Raw genomic sequence first — 16,891 nt, forward strand, 5'->3', positions numbered from 1 at the left:
CTCTGTTCGCAAGAATCCCCCATCTCAGCGCCATTAGCGCAGGTGGTGGGAGTGTTCAAGACTAGGATTAGTTCATGCTCCTTGAGAGCTCGTTTCTCCGTTACCAATGCTTGACGTCAATCGAGCCCAATCCTGCCACAGCCGTTATTTCCGACCCGGAAGATGTCGTGATCCGTTTCGTTCGGGGCAAAACACCCTCATCGTGAGCGACGAATTCGACCGCGGGCAAGAGCAAGTCCACCCCGCCGAACCCGCAATGAACGTGAATACGATTCGGGCCTTCCAGCTCGGTCCATCCCAGCGTAGCGCTTCCTACGTTCAGCCGGATATCCGCCTCCCCCTGCAGTTCGTTCAACGAAACATCTCCCGTGTGCAGCTTGATCCGCATCTTGGAAGAGTGCGTGATCCCGGACACTTCACCGAATGTCCCCCGGATGTCAATGTCGCCTCTGCCTCCGTCCAAGATTACAACACCCGCCGTGAATTTTGCCAGAACCTTCGTTTCCGGGGGCACATGGGCTTCAATGAGAATTTTTTGCTTTTGTCCGTTTTTGAGGTAAGAGACAAAGTTGCTACCCTCATACCGCAGCGCGCCGCCGGAGCAGAATAACCGTTGAGGCAGCAGATGGGATTCGCCGGCAGCCACAACGCTAATCTCATCCTCCGCATCAAAACAAATCAGCAGGTTGCCCAGCGTATGCACGTCGATGCGAAATTCCCGGATCCCTTCGGCGGGAAACCGCTGATTGATTTGGGCATTCCGGATCGCTCCTTTTGGAAAAGTCGACAGGGATTTAGGCGTTCTTAAAGCCATGGTACCTCACTCCTTTGTAGAACGGGATCCACGAAACTACAGGATTCCTTTATATGTCATTTATACCAAAACAAATTGATCGAAACAATGAGCAAACCGCCCCGTAAAGCAGCATGCCTTACGGAACGGCGGTCCAGCTCCCGCTAGCCGAACGAAAGCTCCAATTCCTCGGCAATCGTCTGCTGAAGGTCCAAGATGTTCTTTATATGCTCTTCCGTCGTTAACGGATTGGCCAGTATGACCCGTAATACGACGATGGATTCCGGCAGCCCTTCGATACCGGACAGCGTAGTCCGGGAGACGAAAGACTCCCCTTGTCGTCCCTGCAATTCCTGAAGACGCTCATTGAACCGGTTAATCCGGTTGTGCTCCTCGGGGGTCAGAGTGCCGGTCCGTACCGCTTCACGCAGCGGCGCGGGGATGTAACGATAAGTTAAAATATTGATTTCGGGCTCCCCAATCAGCTCAAAGGCGTGATGATCGGCAAGCAGGCCGGCCAGCCAACGGGTTTTGCGAATGCCTTCATCGAGCAAATAGCCGTAACCTTCCCGGCCCAGTAAATGGAGTCCTGCATGCAGAAACACCGACATCGCCGGACGGGACCCTTCCAGAGATCGACGCCCCAAATCGGAGGAGCCCCCGCGGATGATGTACTGCGCTTTTTTCTCGATCAAGGCCGCGGCTAACGGATCCTTCAACAGAAGCAGACCCGTGCCCATCGGCAAATACATCTGCTTATGCCCGTCGATGGTGACGGTGTCCGCCCATTCGATCCCCCGGAGCTTATGGGCGTGGGCGTCCGACAGCAGCAGCGGACCTCCCCAAGCAGCGTCTATATGAAAATGAATACGTTCCGCACGGGCCATCTCTGCCAATTTTTGCAGCGGATCGATGGCTCCGCTTTCCGTTGTGCCGGCGATGCCTACGATGGCGAGGATCCGGTCCCCCCGTTCGCGGCAAGCGGCCATCTCCTTCGCCAGCTTCGACAGATCGATCCGGCCGCGGGAGTCGCAGCCGATCCGGATCACGCCGTCGCTCCCCAAGCCGAGAATATCCGCGGCTTTGTCGATCGAGTAATGCATCAAGGACGAGCCTATAATGACGCCCCGCCGGTATCCGTTCTTGTGCAGCGCCAGCGCGTACCCGTCCCGCTTCACGTCGTCATCCGGCGAAAGCAGCGCCGCGTTGCGCGCGATCCATAGGGCGGTCAGGTTCGAAACCGTCCCGCCCGAAGTCATCATGCCCAGCGTGCTTTCGGGATTTTGCCCGTGCTCGGCATAAAAGGATTCGGCGCATCCATAAACCTGATGGTGCATGAACGCAAGCGTTTGCCGCTCGAGTGCAGTGAACGACTTGGACGTTTCCACTTTGACCACGTTTTGGTTTAAAGCCGTAAGCAGTCGGCTAAGCGGCCTGAAAAACATCGGCAGCGCCGAGGTCATATGGCCGATAAAGTTCGGGGATGACGTATTGATGGAATGAGGCACGACCTCATGAACCAAGCGGCTCATATACGCTTCGGGGTGTACCGCGCTCCCGGGAACGGCTGCCTCCTGTCGGAGCAGAGACAAACGCTCCAATGCCGTATCCGTCGTGACACGCGGAGCCCCGTACAACCCTTCAATCACTTCCGTAATGTACCGGTCCAGTCTCTCCTCCACGGCCTGCTGATCCGCAGACGGCTCAAACGCCAAGCGAAGATACTCCCTGATTTCGAGAAGCGGCTGGATGTACAATGGTTCCATAGCTTTCCTCACGCTCCCTGATGGTCTGTCTTTCCGCTGCTAGGCTGCGGCAGGAACCCGGTTTGGACAAAATAAGTAAGGTAGGTGCTCATTAAGGACCTATCCAGCTTCGTACAAGTCACACCGCTTCCCTGCAAGCCCTGATGAAGATGGGTGCAATCGTAGACAACCTGGAATTCTGAAATGCCATCCCCCCAGTCGCCGTCGAGGAGCGGCAGAACCGCCTTCGCCGCCTGATCTGCGGACTCGGCCGCCGCCTGTAGAATCCGTTCGTGCCAAATCCCGTAAGGCACCGTCCGAAGAGCATACCCGTAGTCGGCCAGGCTCTCGATCACCTCGCTCCACGTAGTCCGCGTCGGATTTACAAGATGGTACGCGCGACCGTCTGGCGTTTCCGCCCCCGACAGATGCACAATCGCCCGAGCCGCAAAATCCGCCGGCACGATCTCCAGCTCCGCTTCCATAGCGGGAATGAGCCCCAACTGCAGCGAGGCTTTGATGATCAGCCACATAAAATCGCTCGATTGGCAGCGGCCCGTTACGCTGTCTCCCCAGATACGGCCCGGTCGGTAAATAAGCGCGGGCAGCCCGGAGCGAGCCGCTTCCAGCACCATCCGCTCCGCTACCCATTTGCTCTGGGTATAACCAAGCCTCAGGTCCTCGGGATGCTGCGGCAGTTCCTTCTCCATCAAAACGCCATCCTTGATATCGCGTCCCGAGAACACGTGCGTGGTCGAGACGTAGTGAAGCGTTTTGAAACGCCCGGTATTCGCCAGCCGGATCATTTCCCGGGTTCCCAGAACATTCGCCGCCTTGTGCTCGACATAGGGCGCTATAAAATGCACCATGCTGCCGTTGTGATAAAGGGCGTCCATCTGCCCGGCCAGCCGCTCGAAGGCCGCTTCGGACAACCCCAGCCTCTCCTGCCCGAGATCGCCGGGAATGACCCTGACACGCTCCGAGACTGCTTCGTCGCGAATCCCGTATTTGGCAAGGTTGGCTTGCAGCCGCCGCATGGCCTCCTCTTCGGTACGGCCGCGGACAAGGCAGAAAATATCGGCCGTCGTGCTTTGCAGCAGCTCGCGCAGCAGGAAGGCTCCAAGGAAGCCCGTGGCCCCTGTCAGCAAAATGTTTTGCACAGGTCTGCTCGCCTGACCGGCCGTTCCCGGATTGCGGATGGCAAACGGAAGGCTGCTCTCGCTCCATAGATCAAGCCGCGAAGCAACAAGCTCTCCCTGACCGCTCTGGATCGCTTCAACGGCGGCGCTCATCCACTCGATGGTTGGCGTCTCAAACAGCACGCGCAGCGGAATTTCGATGCCGAGTTCGTCGCGCAGCTTGAAAATAAGCTGGGTTGCGAGCAAAGAGTGGCCTCCCAGCTCGAAGAAGCTGTCCATGACGCCGATTTGCGGGATACCCAGCACGCTGCTCCAAAGCTCGGCAAGCCGCCGTTCCAGAGGAGTACGGGGTTCGACATACGGATTTTCCAGCTCCGGACGTTCGCGGCCCGGTGCCGGCAGCGCCGCCCTGTCGATTTTGCCGTTGGAAGTAAGCGGGAACGAACGTACGGTAACGCAGGCGGACGGAATAAAATAATCCGGGAGCCGCTCCTTCAACAGGCTGCGCAGCTCCGGGCTGAGTCCGCCGGGAGACGCAAGCTTCACGGGCCGGTTGGCATATGCGCCCCATTCTTCGCTTCCCTCCGAATTCCCACTTCCCGTCTGGACGATTCGTTTGTCCGGTGACAAGCCCTGACGGGTGCAGATCACATCGAAGCGGTCTTCCCGGCCGGGGCCCGCCCAATGGATCGCGATATCGTAAGGAAGGGAACACTCCAGCTCGACAAAAGCCATAGGATCGACGGCGTCTTCGCCCACCTCTTCCAGAAAGTCCCGCAGCCTGGCGTTGGGGACGCTTCGGATCGCAACGGCTTCCGCGCCCTGTCCGGCCAGATTTTGCAGCGCGCTCTCCGCATCCCGAACGGAGGTCCAGGGAAGCATTAACGGTTCAACCGTCCGCTGTTCCGAGGCGTTCACGCGCAGCAGGACATCGTAGCGAAACCGTGTCAATTCGTTCCAGCGGCTTCCTCGCTTCCACTGAATTTCGGCTTGGGCAATCTGCGGCTTGCTCTCGGCCAGCTTGACAAAAAGCTGCGGATCGAGAAGCAGCTCATGCTCGCGTTCCATTCGTTCCTTCACCCGGGAGCTTCGTTCTTCCGGCGTGAGCGCCCGTCTCGCCTTAAACTGCTCCACCGAACAATAAAAAGCTTCCTGCAGCGGCAAGCTCCGCACATCCCCGATAAACACCGTGCCTCCGGGACGAACGGCTCGCACGGCGGCATCGAGCACCTCCAGGAAATATTCCACGCTTGGGAAATACTGAATGACCGAGTTGAGTATGACCAGATCATAAGAGCCCGGCTCTATGCCCTCCGTATGATGGGCCGGCTGCTGCCGGAGGCTCACTTGCGGCAGCTTCTCCGTCAGCGTCTCCAACCGCCGGATGGCCGTTAACGAAATGTCGGTTCCCATGTAATGCTCGCACGCCGGCGCTACCCGGAAAAGCAGCAGCCCCGTTCCGCAGCCCAGCTCCAGCACACGCTTCGGCCTCGCGTCGAGCAAGTGCTTTACCGTCGCGTCCACCCACTCCCGCATGTCCTCCGCAGGAAGAGGCCGGCCGTCGTACAGGCTGTTCCACCCGGTGATATTGAAATCGGCGGCTTCCGCATCCGCTCCGTTCTCGTAAGTTTGATCAAATACATGCTCCCATTGCTTGGTTATTTCCACATCGTGGTCATCCGCTTCCTTCTCGATGAGATAGGCTACCAGTTGTGGATGGCCCATGGCATCCTGCTTTACGGCCACCACGGCATCGCGGACGGCGGCATGCTGTTTCAGCGCCGCTTCGATTTCTCCCAATTCGATGCGGAAACCGCGGATTTTAACCTGATGATCGTTGCGTCCGAGGAACTCCAGCTCTCCAGACGGCAAGAGCCTTGCTTCATCGCCGGTTTTGTAGAGAGTGGCGCCCGGGATACCGGAGAACGGGTCCGGGACGAACCTCTCGGCCGTCAGCTCCGGACGATTCAGATACCCCCGCGATACGCCCGCTCCTCCCACATACATCTCGCCGGCGATGCCGATCGGCACCGGCTCGCGGTTGCGGTCCAGCAGGTACAAGCTCAGATCGGGGATGGGAATCCCGATGGGGCTGCTTCGCGCATCGAGATCGGCCAGGGTCAGCGGTCTGTAGGTGACATGCACCGTAGTTTCGGTTATGCCGTACATATTGACCAGTTGGGGCCGGGCATCGCCATGCCGGTCAAACCAGCATTTGAGCGTATGCATCTCCAACGCTTCCCCGCCGAATACAACATATCGAAGGGCTTCGAGCATCTTCGGCGGCTGCCTCTCCTCGTGCTGCGCCAGCTGGCGAAAAGCCGAAGGGGTCTGACAAAGGACGGTCACCCCTTCCGAATGCAGAAGCGCATGGAAGCTTTCCGGCGAACGGCTGACCAGATAAGGAACGACGACAAGCTTGCCTCCATAGAACAAAGCGCCCCACAGTTCCCACACCGAAAAATCGAAAGCGTGCGAGTGGAAAAGCGTCCATACGTCGCTCCGGTCAAACCCGAACCAGGCATGCGTCTCATCGAACAAGCGGACGACGTTCCGGTGCTCCACAAGCACGCCTTTCGGCTGGCCGGTCGAACCGGAGGTGTAAATCACATAGGCCAATTGAGCGGGATCGGTCCCGAGCTCAAGCGGGGCTTGGCTCTCCGCATCCGCGTCGAAATCATCCACCGCAACGGTCGGCGCATCGAGATCGGGCAGCGTATCGAGAAGCGAAGCCTGCGTCAGCATCAAGGACAACCCGGCATCGCCGGCGATATAAGCGATCCGCTGCCTTGGATAGGCAGGATCAAGCGGGACGTAGGCGCCGCCCGCTTTGAGCACAGCCAGAATCGCGACGACAAGCTCAAGCGAACGCTCCAGATAGATGCCGACTCGGACTTCCGCCTCGACACCCAGCTGCCTGAGCCGGCGGGCCAGAGCATTGGCCCTTCCATCCAGCTCGGCATAGGTCAATGACCTGCCTTCATACGTAACGACAACAGCCTCCGGGGTAAGAGCGGCCACCTGTTCGAAGCGTTCATGAATGCAGCTTGTGACGGGCTGCAGCGATTGGGCCGCGGCTCCCCACGTCAGCATCCGCCGACGCTCCTCCTCCGGCAATAAGGCCAGGCGCTTCACCGGCAGCTGGACATTGGAAAGAATGCTGTCCGTCAACATCCGAAAGTGGGATGTCATGCGGACAACGGTTTCTGCGTCAAACAGCTCCGTCGAGTACTCGAAGAACCCGATCAGCTTGCCCTCGCTTTCCGTAAGCGAAAGCAGCAGGTCGAAGGGCGCCATCCCGTTGTGCACGGTAATGGGAGCCAGCTCCAGTCCGTTCAGCTGCGTCTTCGGAAACGGCGTGTTCTGAAAGACGAAGCCCGTCTGAAAGAACGGCGACGAAACGCTCAGATCGCGGTCGGGTTGAAGAGCCTCCACCAAACGCTCAAACGGCACATCCTGCCGGGCGTACGCTTCCAGCGCCACACGCTTCACCTGGCGGAGAACCGCCGGAAAATCGTCGTCCTCGCCAAGCTGCGAGCGCATGACGAGCGTATTAACGAAGAAGCCGATCAAGCCTTCAATCTGCGCCTGATTCCGATTGGCAATCGGACAGCCTACCGAAATGTCCGGCGACTGGCTGTACCGATAAAGCAGCACCTTCCACACGGACAGCAGCGCCATATAGAGGGTAGCCCCTTCTTCCTGGGCAACTTGGCGCAAGCCCTCCGTCTGTGCTTCGGACAGCTCGAAGTAATGCCGCTCCCCCCGATAAGTCGGCACCGCCGAACGCGTTCGATCGTACGGCAGAGCCGCATCGGACCGCAGGCCGGCAAGCTGGTGCTTCCAATAAGCCAGCTGCTCCTCGTATTCCCCTGCCTCCATTCGCTTCCGCTGCCACTCCGAGAAATCCCCGTACTGAATCGGCAGTTCCGCCAGCGGTGAAGACTTGCCCTGGGAATAAGCTTCATAGAGCAAAGCGAGCTCCCGCTGGAAAACCCCGAGCGACCAGCCGTCGGAAATAATATGGTGCATGCAGATCACGAGAAGGTGATCGTTCTCCCGCAAACGGATCAGCCGGGCGCGCAGAAGCCACGAACGGGTCAAGTCGAATGGCGTCCTCGCCTCTTCCGAGAGCAGGCGGGCGGCTTCCGCCTCCCGTTCCCCTTCCGGAAGGCGGCTCAAATCCACGACCGGCAGCTCGCAGGCTCCGAACTCTTCGATTTCCTGGTAGGGGATGGCTTCCCAAACCGTAAATCGGGTGCGGAACACCTCATGACGTCGAATGATCTCGCTGAGCGCCAGCTTAAGCGCGTCCGTATTCAATTCGCCGCTTAAACGAACGGCTCCCGGAATGTTATAGACCGGTGTCCCCGGAACCAACTGCTCCAAAAACCATATTCGCCGCTGAGCAAACGACAGCGGAAGCGGCCCCCGCCGCTCGCGCAGGCCCATTTTCCCCGCCGCGGCGTTTCCCTTCTTCCACTTTTCGAGCAGGGCCCGTTTGGCATCGGATAGATTGCCGCCAGACGGCGATGCGCTTTCATTGGACACCTTCTATCACCCTTTCTCTTTCATGATCGGAGCCCTATAAAAGCTCGCTGACTTGTTCCTCCGTCATCGATTCCAGCTTTTCGATCAACAGCGCTTCAATGGCCTCGGCAACCTCGGCGACCGTCGGATACTCGAAAAAGAGCTTCAGCGGAAATTCGATCGGAAAATGGCTATTCACCCACGAAATCACTTGCGTGGCCAGCAGAGAATGGCCGCCAAGATTGAAGAAGTCGTCATGAATGCCGATCGGTTCCATGCCGAGCAGCTCGGACCAAGCGTCCGCAAGCTGCTGCTCCATGTCATGGCGAGGAGTAACCAGCGGTACCGTCAGCGCCGGACGGGGGCGGAGCGCCAGATTGCCCTTACCCGGGCCTGTCTGCTCTGCCTGCCGGTTCTGGCTCTGTAAAGCATAGGCCCGCCGAGCGGCAAAATCCGCCGTGGAGACAAGGCATTGAGAAATCGTATCGCAGGCCATCAGCTTCGTCCATAACCGGACTCCTTCCTCAGGACGAATGGCCAGTCTTGCCAACTCGCTCACTCTTCCTTCCCGATCGGAGGAGACGGGTCCAGAGGTCCAGGCATCCCATTGAATGCAGCGCCAGCGTGAATCCGTCAGCTCGTTGTGCCTGCGCACGAACGCCTCCGTATAAGCTGCCGCGGCGGCATGAAGCGATAAACCCAAGCCTCCGAGCTCGGAAGCAATCGAGGACTGGATGAGGCAAAAATCCGGCCGATGCGGCGCCAAAGCCCGCGCCAGCTCGTCCAAACCCTGCGCCGTCCGGTCAAGCTCGGCTTCGACGGCCTGCCCATCCAATTCGCTCGCGGCTGTAAAAGTCATTTCTTCCGAGGACCAATCAGTGTAAAGGACGCCCGTAACCTCTCCGTACAGAGCTGCCGCTTGGTCGACAGCCTCTGCCAGTGCCCTCTGCTTCGGGAAGGCAATTGGGACAAAATGAACCTCCGCCCCCAGCTCCTCCAGCCGTAGAGCATGAGCCGCAGCCTGCCGAGCCTTATCGCCGGCGGGTATTTCGCCGTTCACAATCGAAGGCCAGACGGCCTTATCCGGCATGACCGGCTGCTCGTTTATGATGACGATCCGCGTAAGCCCCAGATCGGGCGACGGTTGAACCAGATATTGAGCGAAGGCTTGCATTTTTCGATCGAACGGGCCGATGAGAAGATAGGTACCGGCGGCCTGCGCGATTTCATTTTCCTCCTCAGGCCGCTTGGCATGTACAGGCTCGTATTCGAGCATCCACCGCTGATTTCCGCGATAGATACGCGGACTTCCTGCCGGGGCGGACATAAAGTCCTCCAAGATGGCGTCCGCCATGGCTGCTGCCTGAGAACGACGGCTCGGCATGAGCGCATCCGCCAGATGAAACGCGGCCAGCGCATGCTCCTGCATCCAGACTTGGCCCAGCCCGGCGACCGTCATCCGTTCGGGACGAATGTCCGTTTCGCCCGCAATATTGTAAAGCCCTTCCGCAACGATGCATAAATGGGCAGAATTTCCACTTTCGCCGGCATGAGCCTGCAATGCCCTGGACAACTGCAAAAAGCCGCTCACGCCGCCAAAAGGCGAATCCGGTTCCGCCCATGAGCAGAGAACCCGCATCGGCCCTTCACCCGCAGCCAGAGCATCGAAGAGCAGCGCGTACTGTTCAAGCCGGGCCGGGTTCAAACCGTACACCCGCTCGCTCAGCTGTTCGAAGCCCGAAGCCTCCCGGATCCGAACGACAGGCTGGCTGGCATGCTCAAGCCGCTCCGCCAGTACATCCATCCAGCCTCCGCGCTCCTCCTCGAAGACAACCCACAGCCCGCTGCACTCCTTGGGATGCCACGTGGAGATAGCCGTCGTCGGACGGAATACAGGCTCGTAGAGCCATTGCTCCGGCTCCAATCGCTCCAACCCGCGGCCGCGAACCGCAGCGGCTGCCGCAGAGGTTAGGCGCGGCTCGATCCAATACCGCTGACGCTCGAACGGATACGTCGGCAGCTCGACCCGGTTGCGTACCCGGCTGCTGTGCAGTGCTTTCCAGGCGATGCTCTGACCGCCGCTCCACAGCTCCGCTACGCCTTCCAGCCACTGCCGCCGCTCTCCGGCTCCGGTTCCGCCCGGCGGCAGCGTGCGCACGCCGCGGTGCTCCGCTCCCCAGCGGACCGACTGCCGCATCAAGCTCGTCAGCGTCTGGCCCGGGCCGACTTCGATCACCACCGCGTTCGGGTACCGCTCCAGCACGTGCTCCACATTTTCCGCAAACCTCACCGTATGCCGCGCGTGGGAAGCCCAATACGCCGCGCTTCCTGCCTGCTCCGCCGTGATCCAATCCCCCGACTCGTTAGATACGTAAGGAATGCGCGGTGCGCTCAGCTTCATCCGTTTTAGCGCTTCTGCCAGCTCGCCCAGCGCCGGCTCCATCCGCGAGGAATGGAACGCACCGCCTGTCCGCAGCCGCCGGCATTCGATGCCTGCCGACTGCAAACGGGCCATCAGCTCTTCCACCTCTTCGGCCGAACCCGTTACCACGCACATCTTCGGACCGTTGACTGCCGCAATTTCCAGCGTTCCTTTTAATTGCTCCGTCAGCTCCTCCGGATTCGCGCCGACCGCCGCCATCGCTCCCGCCTCGCACCGCTGCATCAGACGGCCGCGGACGCTCACCAACTCCAGCCCTTCCTCCAGGCTGAATACTCCGGCCAAACACGCCGCCGTATACTCGCCCAGACTGTGTCCGATCAGCGCGGCCGGCTTCACGCCTACGCTCATCCACAGCCGTGCCAGCGCATATTCCGCTACGAACAGCGCCGGCTGCGTCAGCCACGTCTCCTCCAGCCGCTCCGTTTCGAAGCCTTCCCGTCCCAGCAGCGCATCCCGCACGTCCATTCCCAGATGCGGCAGGAGCAGCTCGGCGCAGCGGTCCACCGTTTCCCGGTACACAGGCTCCTGCGCGTACAGCTCCGCGCCCATGCCGGCATATTGACTCCCTTGCCCCGGAAAAGCGAAGACGATGGGACGCTCCCCCGCATCCGCCAGACCGGTGCGCACCGCTCTCGCATCTTCACCTCGCAAGGCGCTCAGCGCCTGCTCCGCGCTGCCGCACACGGCGCTCCAGCGGTGAGCGAACGCCTTGCGGCCCTGCTGCAGCGTGAACGCTGCATCGGAGAGCTTCACCGACGGTTCCGCCTCCAGATGCGCCGCTAACCGCTCGCGCATCGCCTGCAGCGCCGATGGCGTCCGGGCCGACAGCACCAGCACTTCCTCGGCCGCCGCAGCGCCCGAGACCCGCTGTGCAGGCGCTTCTTCCACGATGACGTGTGCGTTCGTCCCGCCGATGCCGAAGGAACTGACCCCTGCCCGACGGGGCTGTTCCGGACTGCCGCTGGTCCATGGCCGGGCCCGGTCTACGACGTAAAACGGGCTGTTTGCCCAATCGACCGCCGGGTTGCCTTTCGTATAATGCAGGCTTGCCGGCAGCAGGCCGCTCCGCAGCGACAGCGCGACCTTGATCAGGCTCGCCACCCCGGCTGCCGCATCCAGATGCCCGACGTTCGTTTTGACCGAGCCGATCCCGCACCGGGGCCCGTCCGCAGACAGACCGAACACTTCGGTCAGCGCCGCCAGCTCGATCGGATCGCCCAGGGGCGTCCCTGTCCCGTGAGCCTCGATGTACGAGATGCTCTCCGCTCCGACGCCCGCGGCATCCAGCGCCATCCGGATCACTTCCGCTTGTCCCCCGATGCTTGGGGCCGTATATCCGACCTTGCGCCCTCCGTCGTTGTTGATCGCCGATCCTTTGATCACCGCATGCACCGTATCTCCGTCCCGCAGCGCCTCGTCCAGCCGTTTGAGCACGACGACGCCTGCACCGTTGGCAAAGACCGTGCCATCCGCTTCCGCATCGAACGCTTTGCACGAGCCGTCCGCCGAAACAATGGAGCCTTCCCGGTATATATATCCCGTCGTCTGCGGCACTTTTACCGTAACGCCTCCCGCCAGCGCCATATCGCATTCGCCTGCAAGCAGCGCCTGCGCAGCGGTATGTACGGCGACCAGAGACGTCGAGCACGCCGTCTGCACAGTGACCCCAGGGCCATGAAGATCCAGCTTGTAAGCTACCCGGGTCGCAAGGTAACTCTCCTGGTTCGCCGTGCTCGCCGCAAACATGCCTGCCGGGTCTGCCGGGTCGAGACGCGGAAGAAGCGAACACAACAGATAGGTGCTCTGCGTCGTGCCCGCGTAGACGCCGACTGCCCCTTCGCTGCTGCCGGGAGCATACCCGGCCCGTTCCAGCGCTTCCCATGCGCACTCCAGAAATACCCGGTGCTGGGGATCGAGCATTTCCGCTTCGCCCGGCGTGTATCCGAAAAATGCGGCGTCAAACGACTCGATCCCTTCCACCGTCCCGCCGCAGTTCACAAAATGCCGGTCATCGCGCATCTTGGCGGGTACTCCCGCGTTCTCCAGCTCCTCCTTCGAGAAGCTGCGAATTCCGCACTCGCCCTGGAGCAGATTCGTCCAGAACGTCTCGATCCCGTCTGCGCCGGGAAATCGCCCGGACATGCCGATAATCGCGATATCCGCCGAATCGTTCGGCAGGCCCGAATACCCCACCGAGGCCGAGCTCTGCTTGCGTGCACGGCGGGAGCCGCTATCGGAGTTATGACCCGCCAAATGGCTCGCAAGCTCGGCAACCGTCGGGTATTGAAACAGCTCGACGACGCTCAACTCGCGGGACAGCTCCAAGCTAAGCCGATCCCGCACCTCGATCAGGAGCAGGGAATGGCCGCCGAGATCAAAGAAATTATCGTGAAGGCCCACGCGATCCGTTTGAAGCACCTGCCGCCAGACCAATGTGATGCGCCACTCCATGTCCGTGGCCGGAGGAACGAATCCGGGGGAAGCCGAGGCCGAAGCTTCCGTCCAAGCCGGAAGCGCCCGGCGGTCGATCTTGCCTGTAGCCGTAAGCGGCAAAGCCTCCAGCGGAACGAATAGCGCAGGAACCATATGCTCAGGCACATACTCGCGCAAATATTCGCGCAGCCCGGCCGGGTCCCATCGTTCGTCTTCTTGCACCACATAGGCGACCAGGCGTTCGGCTTTGCCGTTCTTCTCCGCAGCGGCAACCACGGCGTTACGCACGGCCGGGTGGCGGATCAGGACCGACTCGATCTCACTCAACTCAACGCGCATGCCGCGAATTTTAATTTGCTGATCCCGTCTGCCTTCGAAAAGAAGCGTACCGTCCGGAAGCCTCCTGCCAATATCCCCGGTCCGGTACAGGCGTTCACCGGGACCCGCACTGAACGGATCGTCGATAAACCGTTCTGCCGTCCAATCCGAACGATGGAGGTACCCTCTCGCCAAGCCGGTGCCTCCTACGCAAATTTCGCCGGCCACTCCGGGTGGCACGAGCTGAAGCCGCTCATCCACAAGACATATCCGCATGTTGCGCAAGGGCCGTCCAATCGGCACGCCTGCGCCTTGGGGTGGCGATGTCATCGCGTGAAAGGTCGCATCCGCCGCCACTTCCGAGGAGCCGTAAATATTGATTAGCGTTCGTCCCGGCAGCAGCTCGAAAAATCGCTCGCACAAGGCTTGGGGAAGCGCTTCTCCGCTGACGGACCAATAGCGCAGACGCTCCAGGAACTCTTTTCGACGGGCGCAAGCTTCGAGCACGACCCGCAGCAGCGAGGGAACCATGACGATGCGCGAGATGCGGTGCTTGGCCAAGGCATCCACCAGCACCTCCGGATCCTGAAGAGCTGTCTGCGGCAAAATAACGGCCGGCACTCCGCGCAGGAGCGGGCCGAACGTCTCGGCCACCGCATCCACAAACGTAAGCGCCGCCTGGTGGCAGCAAACCTCGTCATCGGCATACGGATACGTTTCCCACCCCCAACGAAGACGGTTCAGAATTCCCCGGTGCAGACCCACGACACCTTTGGGAGCTCCCGTAGACCCCGAGGTAAAAATGACGTAGGCCGCGCTATTCCCATGAACATCGGGGGCTGGAGGATTGTGATCGTATCGTTCCGGAAGCCCCCCTAACGAATCCGCCGTCAAAAGACGGTAATCCGCCACGGGCACCTTCGCCGCGAGAAACGATTGAGTCACCACCAAGGGCGCTCCGGTCTCCTGCAAAATCAGCCGCATCCGCTCGGCGGGATATCCCGGATCGAGCGGTACATAAGCGCCTCCTGCTTTGAGAATGCCCAGCAGCGCGGCGGTCCGCTCGATTCCCCGCTCCATGCATACGCCGACGAAAACCTCGGGAGCGACGCCGGCGGACAATAGCTCCCATGCGATCCGGTTCGCCATCCGGTTTAGCATCCCGTAGGAGACGCGCCGCCCGTCTTCTATTAAGGCTGTGCGGTCTTCGCCGGATTGAACCTGCCGGTCGAACAGCTCCAGAAGGGAGGCTTCCTCATCCTCGGCTGCTGTCAGCGGGCGGTGCCAGTCTTCCAGCGCCTGACGTTCCTCTTCCGATGTCAAGAGCGGCAGAGTTCCGATCGGGCGAAGCGGATCGGACGAAGCGGCAGCCAACAGAACGAGGTAACGCTCCATTAGCCTTTCCACCGTTACCGCGTCAAACAGGTCCTTACCGTATTCCAGCACAACGGATAGCTCCGATTCTGTCTCCTCCACATAGAGGGTCATATCGAATTTGGCGGACGTTCCCTGCACGCCCACCGGGGATAACCGCAGTCCGGGAAGATCCGGGAGCGCCGCCGGGACCGTCTGGACCGCCATAACCTGAAACAGCGGGGACGCATCTAAAGAACGCTGCGGCTGAAGCTCTTCGACGATCCGCTCGAAAGGCACGTCTTGATGAGCCAAAGCTTCGACCATCGTATCCTTCACCTGCGAGAGCAGGCTCTGGAAGCTAAGCTCCCCGGAAACGCGCACTCGCAAGGCAACCGGGTTCACAAAAAGTCCGACGACACCGGCCGTTCCGCTTTCATTGCGGTTGGCCGCCGGACAGCCGAGCACGATATCCTCTTGGCCTGTATATCTGGCAAGCAGAGCGTAAAATCCGGCCAAAGCCGTCATAAAGACGCTCGCTCCCCGGTCTCTGGCCAATCCCTTGAGCTTTTCGCTCACCTCCCGGGGCAGCTTAAGCGTCACCATGGCGCCGCAGGTCGACTGCACGGCCGGCCGCGGACGGTCGGTAGGCAGAGCCAGCAAAGACGGGCTGTTGCGAAGCTTCTCGGTCCAATAAGACAGCTTCCGCTTGAATCCGTCTCCGTCCAGCGCTTCGCGCTGACGCTGAGCATATTCTCCATAGGTAAACGGTAGAGGCGCCAGCTTAGGCGTTTCTCCCCAGACGTAAGCCCGGTAGCACGTCTCGATTTCCCGGATGAGCAGTCCAAGGGTCCAGCCGTCGGAGATCAGATGGTGCAGGGTCAGCAGGAGTACGCCTTCCTCTTGGTCCAGCAGCACCCAATGGGCGCGCACCAGCCGATCCCGGGCGATGTCAAAAGGCTTATCCGTTTCGGCCAGCAGAAGCCGGGATAGCTCCGCTTCCTTTTCTTGCGGGCCCCATGAACTCAAATCCGTTTCGGGCATTGGAAAGGAAACGATGTCGGCAGGCGGGTCCACATGCTGTACCGCTTTTCCGTTCTCGTTCCGAAACCGGGTACGCAAGCTCTCGTGCCGCCGGATGAGATGCCGCATGCACTTTGCGAACGCCTCCCGGTCGAAGGCTCCTTCCATGCGGATGGCCGTTGTGATAAGGTAAGCCGTATTGCCAGGTGCCATCTGTTCCAAAAACCACAGCCGCTGCTGCGGCAGACTAAGGAGGTACTGCCGCGGTTGCGTTTCCCGTTCCTGCAGCAGACGCGCCAACCGAAGACGCTTCTCGTCCATACTGCGTTCCATAGTTCCCACTTCCCATCCATTCGTCTCCCACAAAAATTGAGGCAAGTCACTCCGTGTCGAACACGGCAGTTCCTTTGCCGGGCTCCGCTTCCATCCGGTTGAGCAGCGCATCGATCTCTTCATCGCTCATGCTGTCCATCCGCTCCAGCAAATCCGCAGGGTCTTCCAGCTCCAGAGCATTCACAATCATCTTCTCTTCTGCCGCCGCTTGATGCTCCTCAACCAGAGAAGCCAAATGAGCGACGCACGGATGCTCGAAAAATCGGGGCGATTGGATGTCGACCCCCAGACTTTGCTTTACCTCCGCCGCCATTTGCACGATCAAGAGCGAATGACCGCCCAAATCGAAAAAGTCATCGAACGTTCCAATTTGTTCAACCCCGAGCAGCTTCTGCCATATGCCCGCCAGCCGCTTTTCCAGCGCATTTTCCGGCGGCTTGTACGGTGTCGCCAGTTGAGGACGCGGATACAATTGCTCGACCGCTTCCGCAGCCGGTTCTGTATTTGCCGCCCCCGCCGTCGCCACCTCTTCCGCCGCGCCGTGTAACGCGTGCCGTCCGATTGCAGCTCCCTGTGTCGCTACGGAGAGGCGCGGCTCGATCCAATACCGTTGACGCTCGAACGGATACGTCGGCAGCTCGATCCGGTTGCGTACCCGGCTACCGTGCATCGCTTTCCAGGCGATGCTCTGCCCGCCGCTCCACAGCTCCGCCACGCCCTCCAGCCACTGCCGCCGCTCTCCGGCTCCGGTTCCACCCGGCGGCAGCGTGCGCACGCCGCG

General features: G+C 60.5%; 5 protein-coding genes. All 5 read right to left on the bottom strand.

Annotation, left to right across the window (positions count from 1 at the left end):
* Nucleotides 1–100: 100 nt before the first annotated feature.
* Entirely contained in the window at nt 101–814 is a 714-nt protein-coding gene (locus ET33_RS00885) for a DUF4097 family beta strand repeat-containing protein (RefSeq protein WP_051775008.1), read from the bottom strand.
* A gap of 143 nt (nt 815–957) precedes the next feature.
* Complete coding sequence (locus tag ET33_RS00890) at nt 958–2,559, bottom strand: aminotransferase class V-fold PLP-dependent enzyme (RefSeq protein WP_051775009.1); 1,602 nt, start codon at nt 2,557–2,559, stop codon at nt 958–960.
* Between the two features lie 8 nt (nt 2,560–2,567).
* Nucleotides 2,568–8,228, bottom strand: coding sequence for a non-ribosomal peptide synthetase (locus ET33_RS00895; RefSeq protein WP_036675276.1), 5,661 nt, complete (start codon nt 8,226–8,228; stop codon nt 2,568–2,570).
* Nucleotides 8,229–8,262: 34 nt separating this feature from the next.
* Nucleotides 8,263–16,110 carry a hybrid non-ribosomal peptide synthetase/type I polyketide synthase gene (locus ET33_RS00900; protein ID WP_036675278.1) on the bottom strand — a complete coding sequence of 2,616 codons (7,848 nt, stop codon included), beginning with the start codon at nt 16,108–16,110 and terminating at the stop codon, nt 8,263–8,265.
* Between the two features lie 46 nt (nt 16,111–16,156).
* Complete coding sequence (locus ET33_RS40550) at nt 16,157–16,636, bottom strand: phosphopantetheine-binding protein (protein ID WP_407668068.1); 480 nt, start codon at nt 16,634–16,636, stop codon at nt 16,157–16,159.
* Nucleotides 16,637–16,891: the final 255 nt, after the last annotated feature.

Origin of the sequence: Paenibacillus tyrphae, assembly GCF_000722545.1 — a bacterium.
Lineage (GTDB): Bacteria > Bacillota > Bacilli > Paenibacillales > NBRC-103111 > Paenibacillus_G > Paenibacillus_G tyrfis.

What these genes read in the sequence shown, in the direction of transcription:
- ET33_RS00885 (WP_051775008.1), bottom strand. Translation starts at nt 814, where the DNA reads ATGGCTTTAAGAACGCCTAAATCCCTGTCGACTTTTCCAAAAGGAGCG.
- ET33_RS00890 (WP_051775009.1), bottom strand. Translation starts at nt 2,559, where the DNA reads ATGGAACCATTGTACATCCAGCCGCTTCTCGAAATCAGGGAGTATCTT.
- ET33_RS00900 (WP_036675278.1), bottom strand. Translation starts at nt 16,110, where the DNA reads ATGGAACGCAGTATGGACGAGAAGCGTCTTCGGTTGGCGCGTCTGCTG.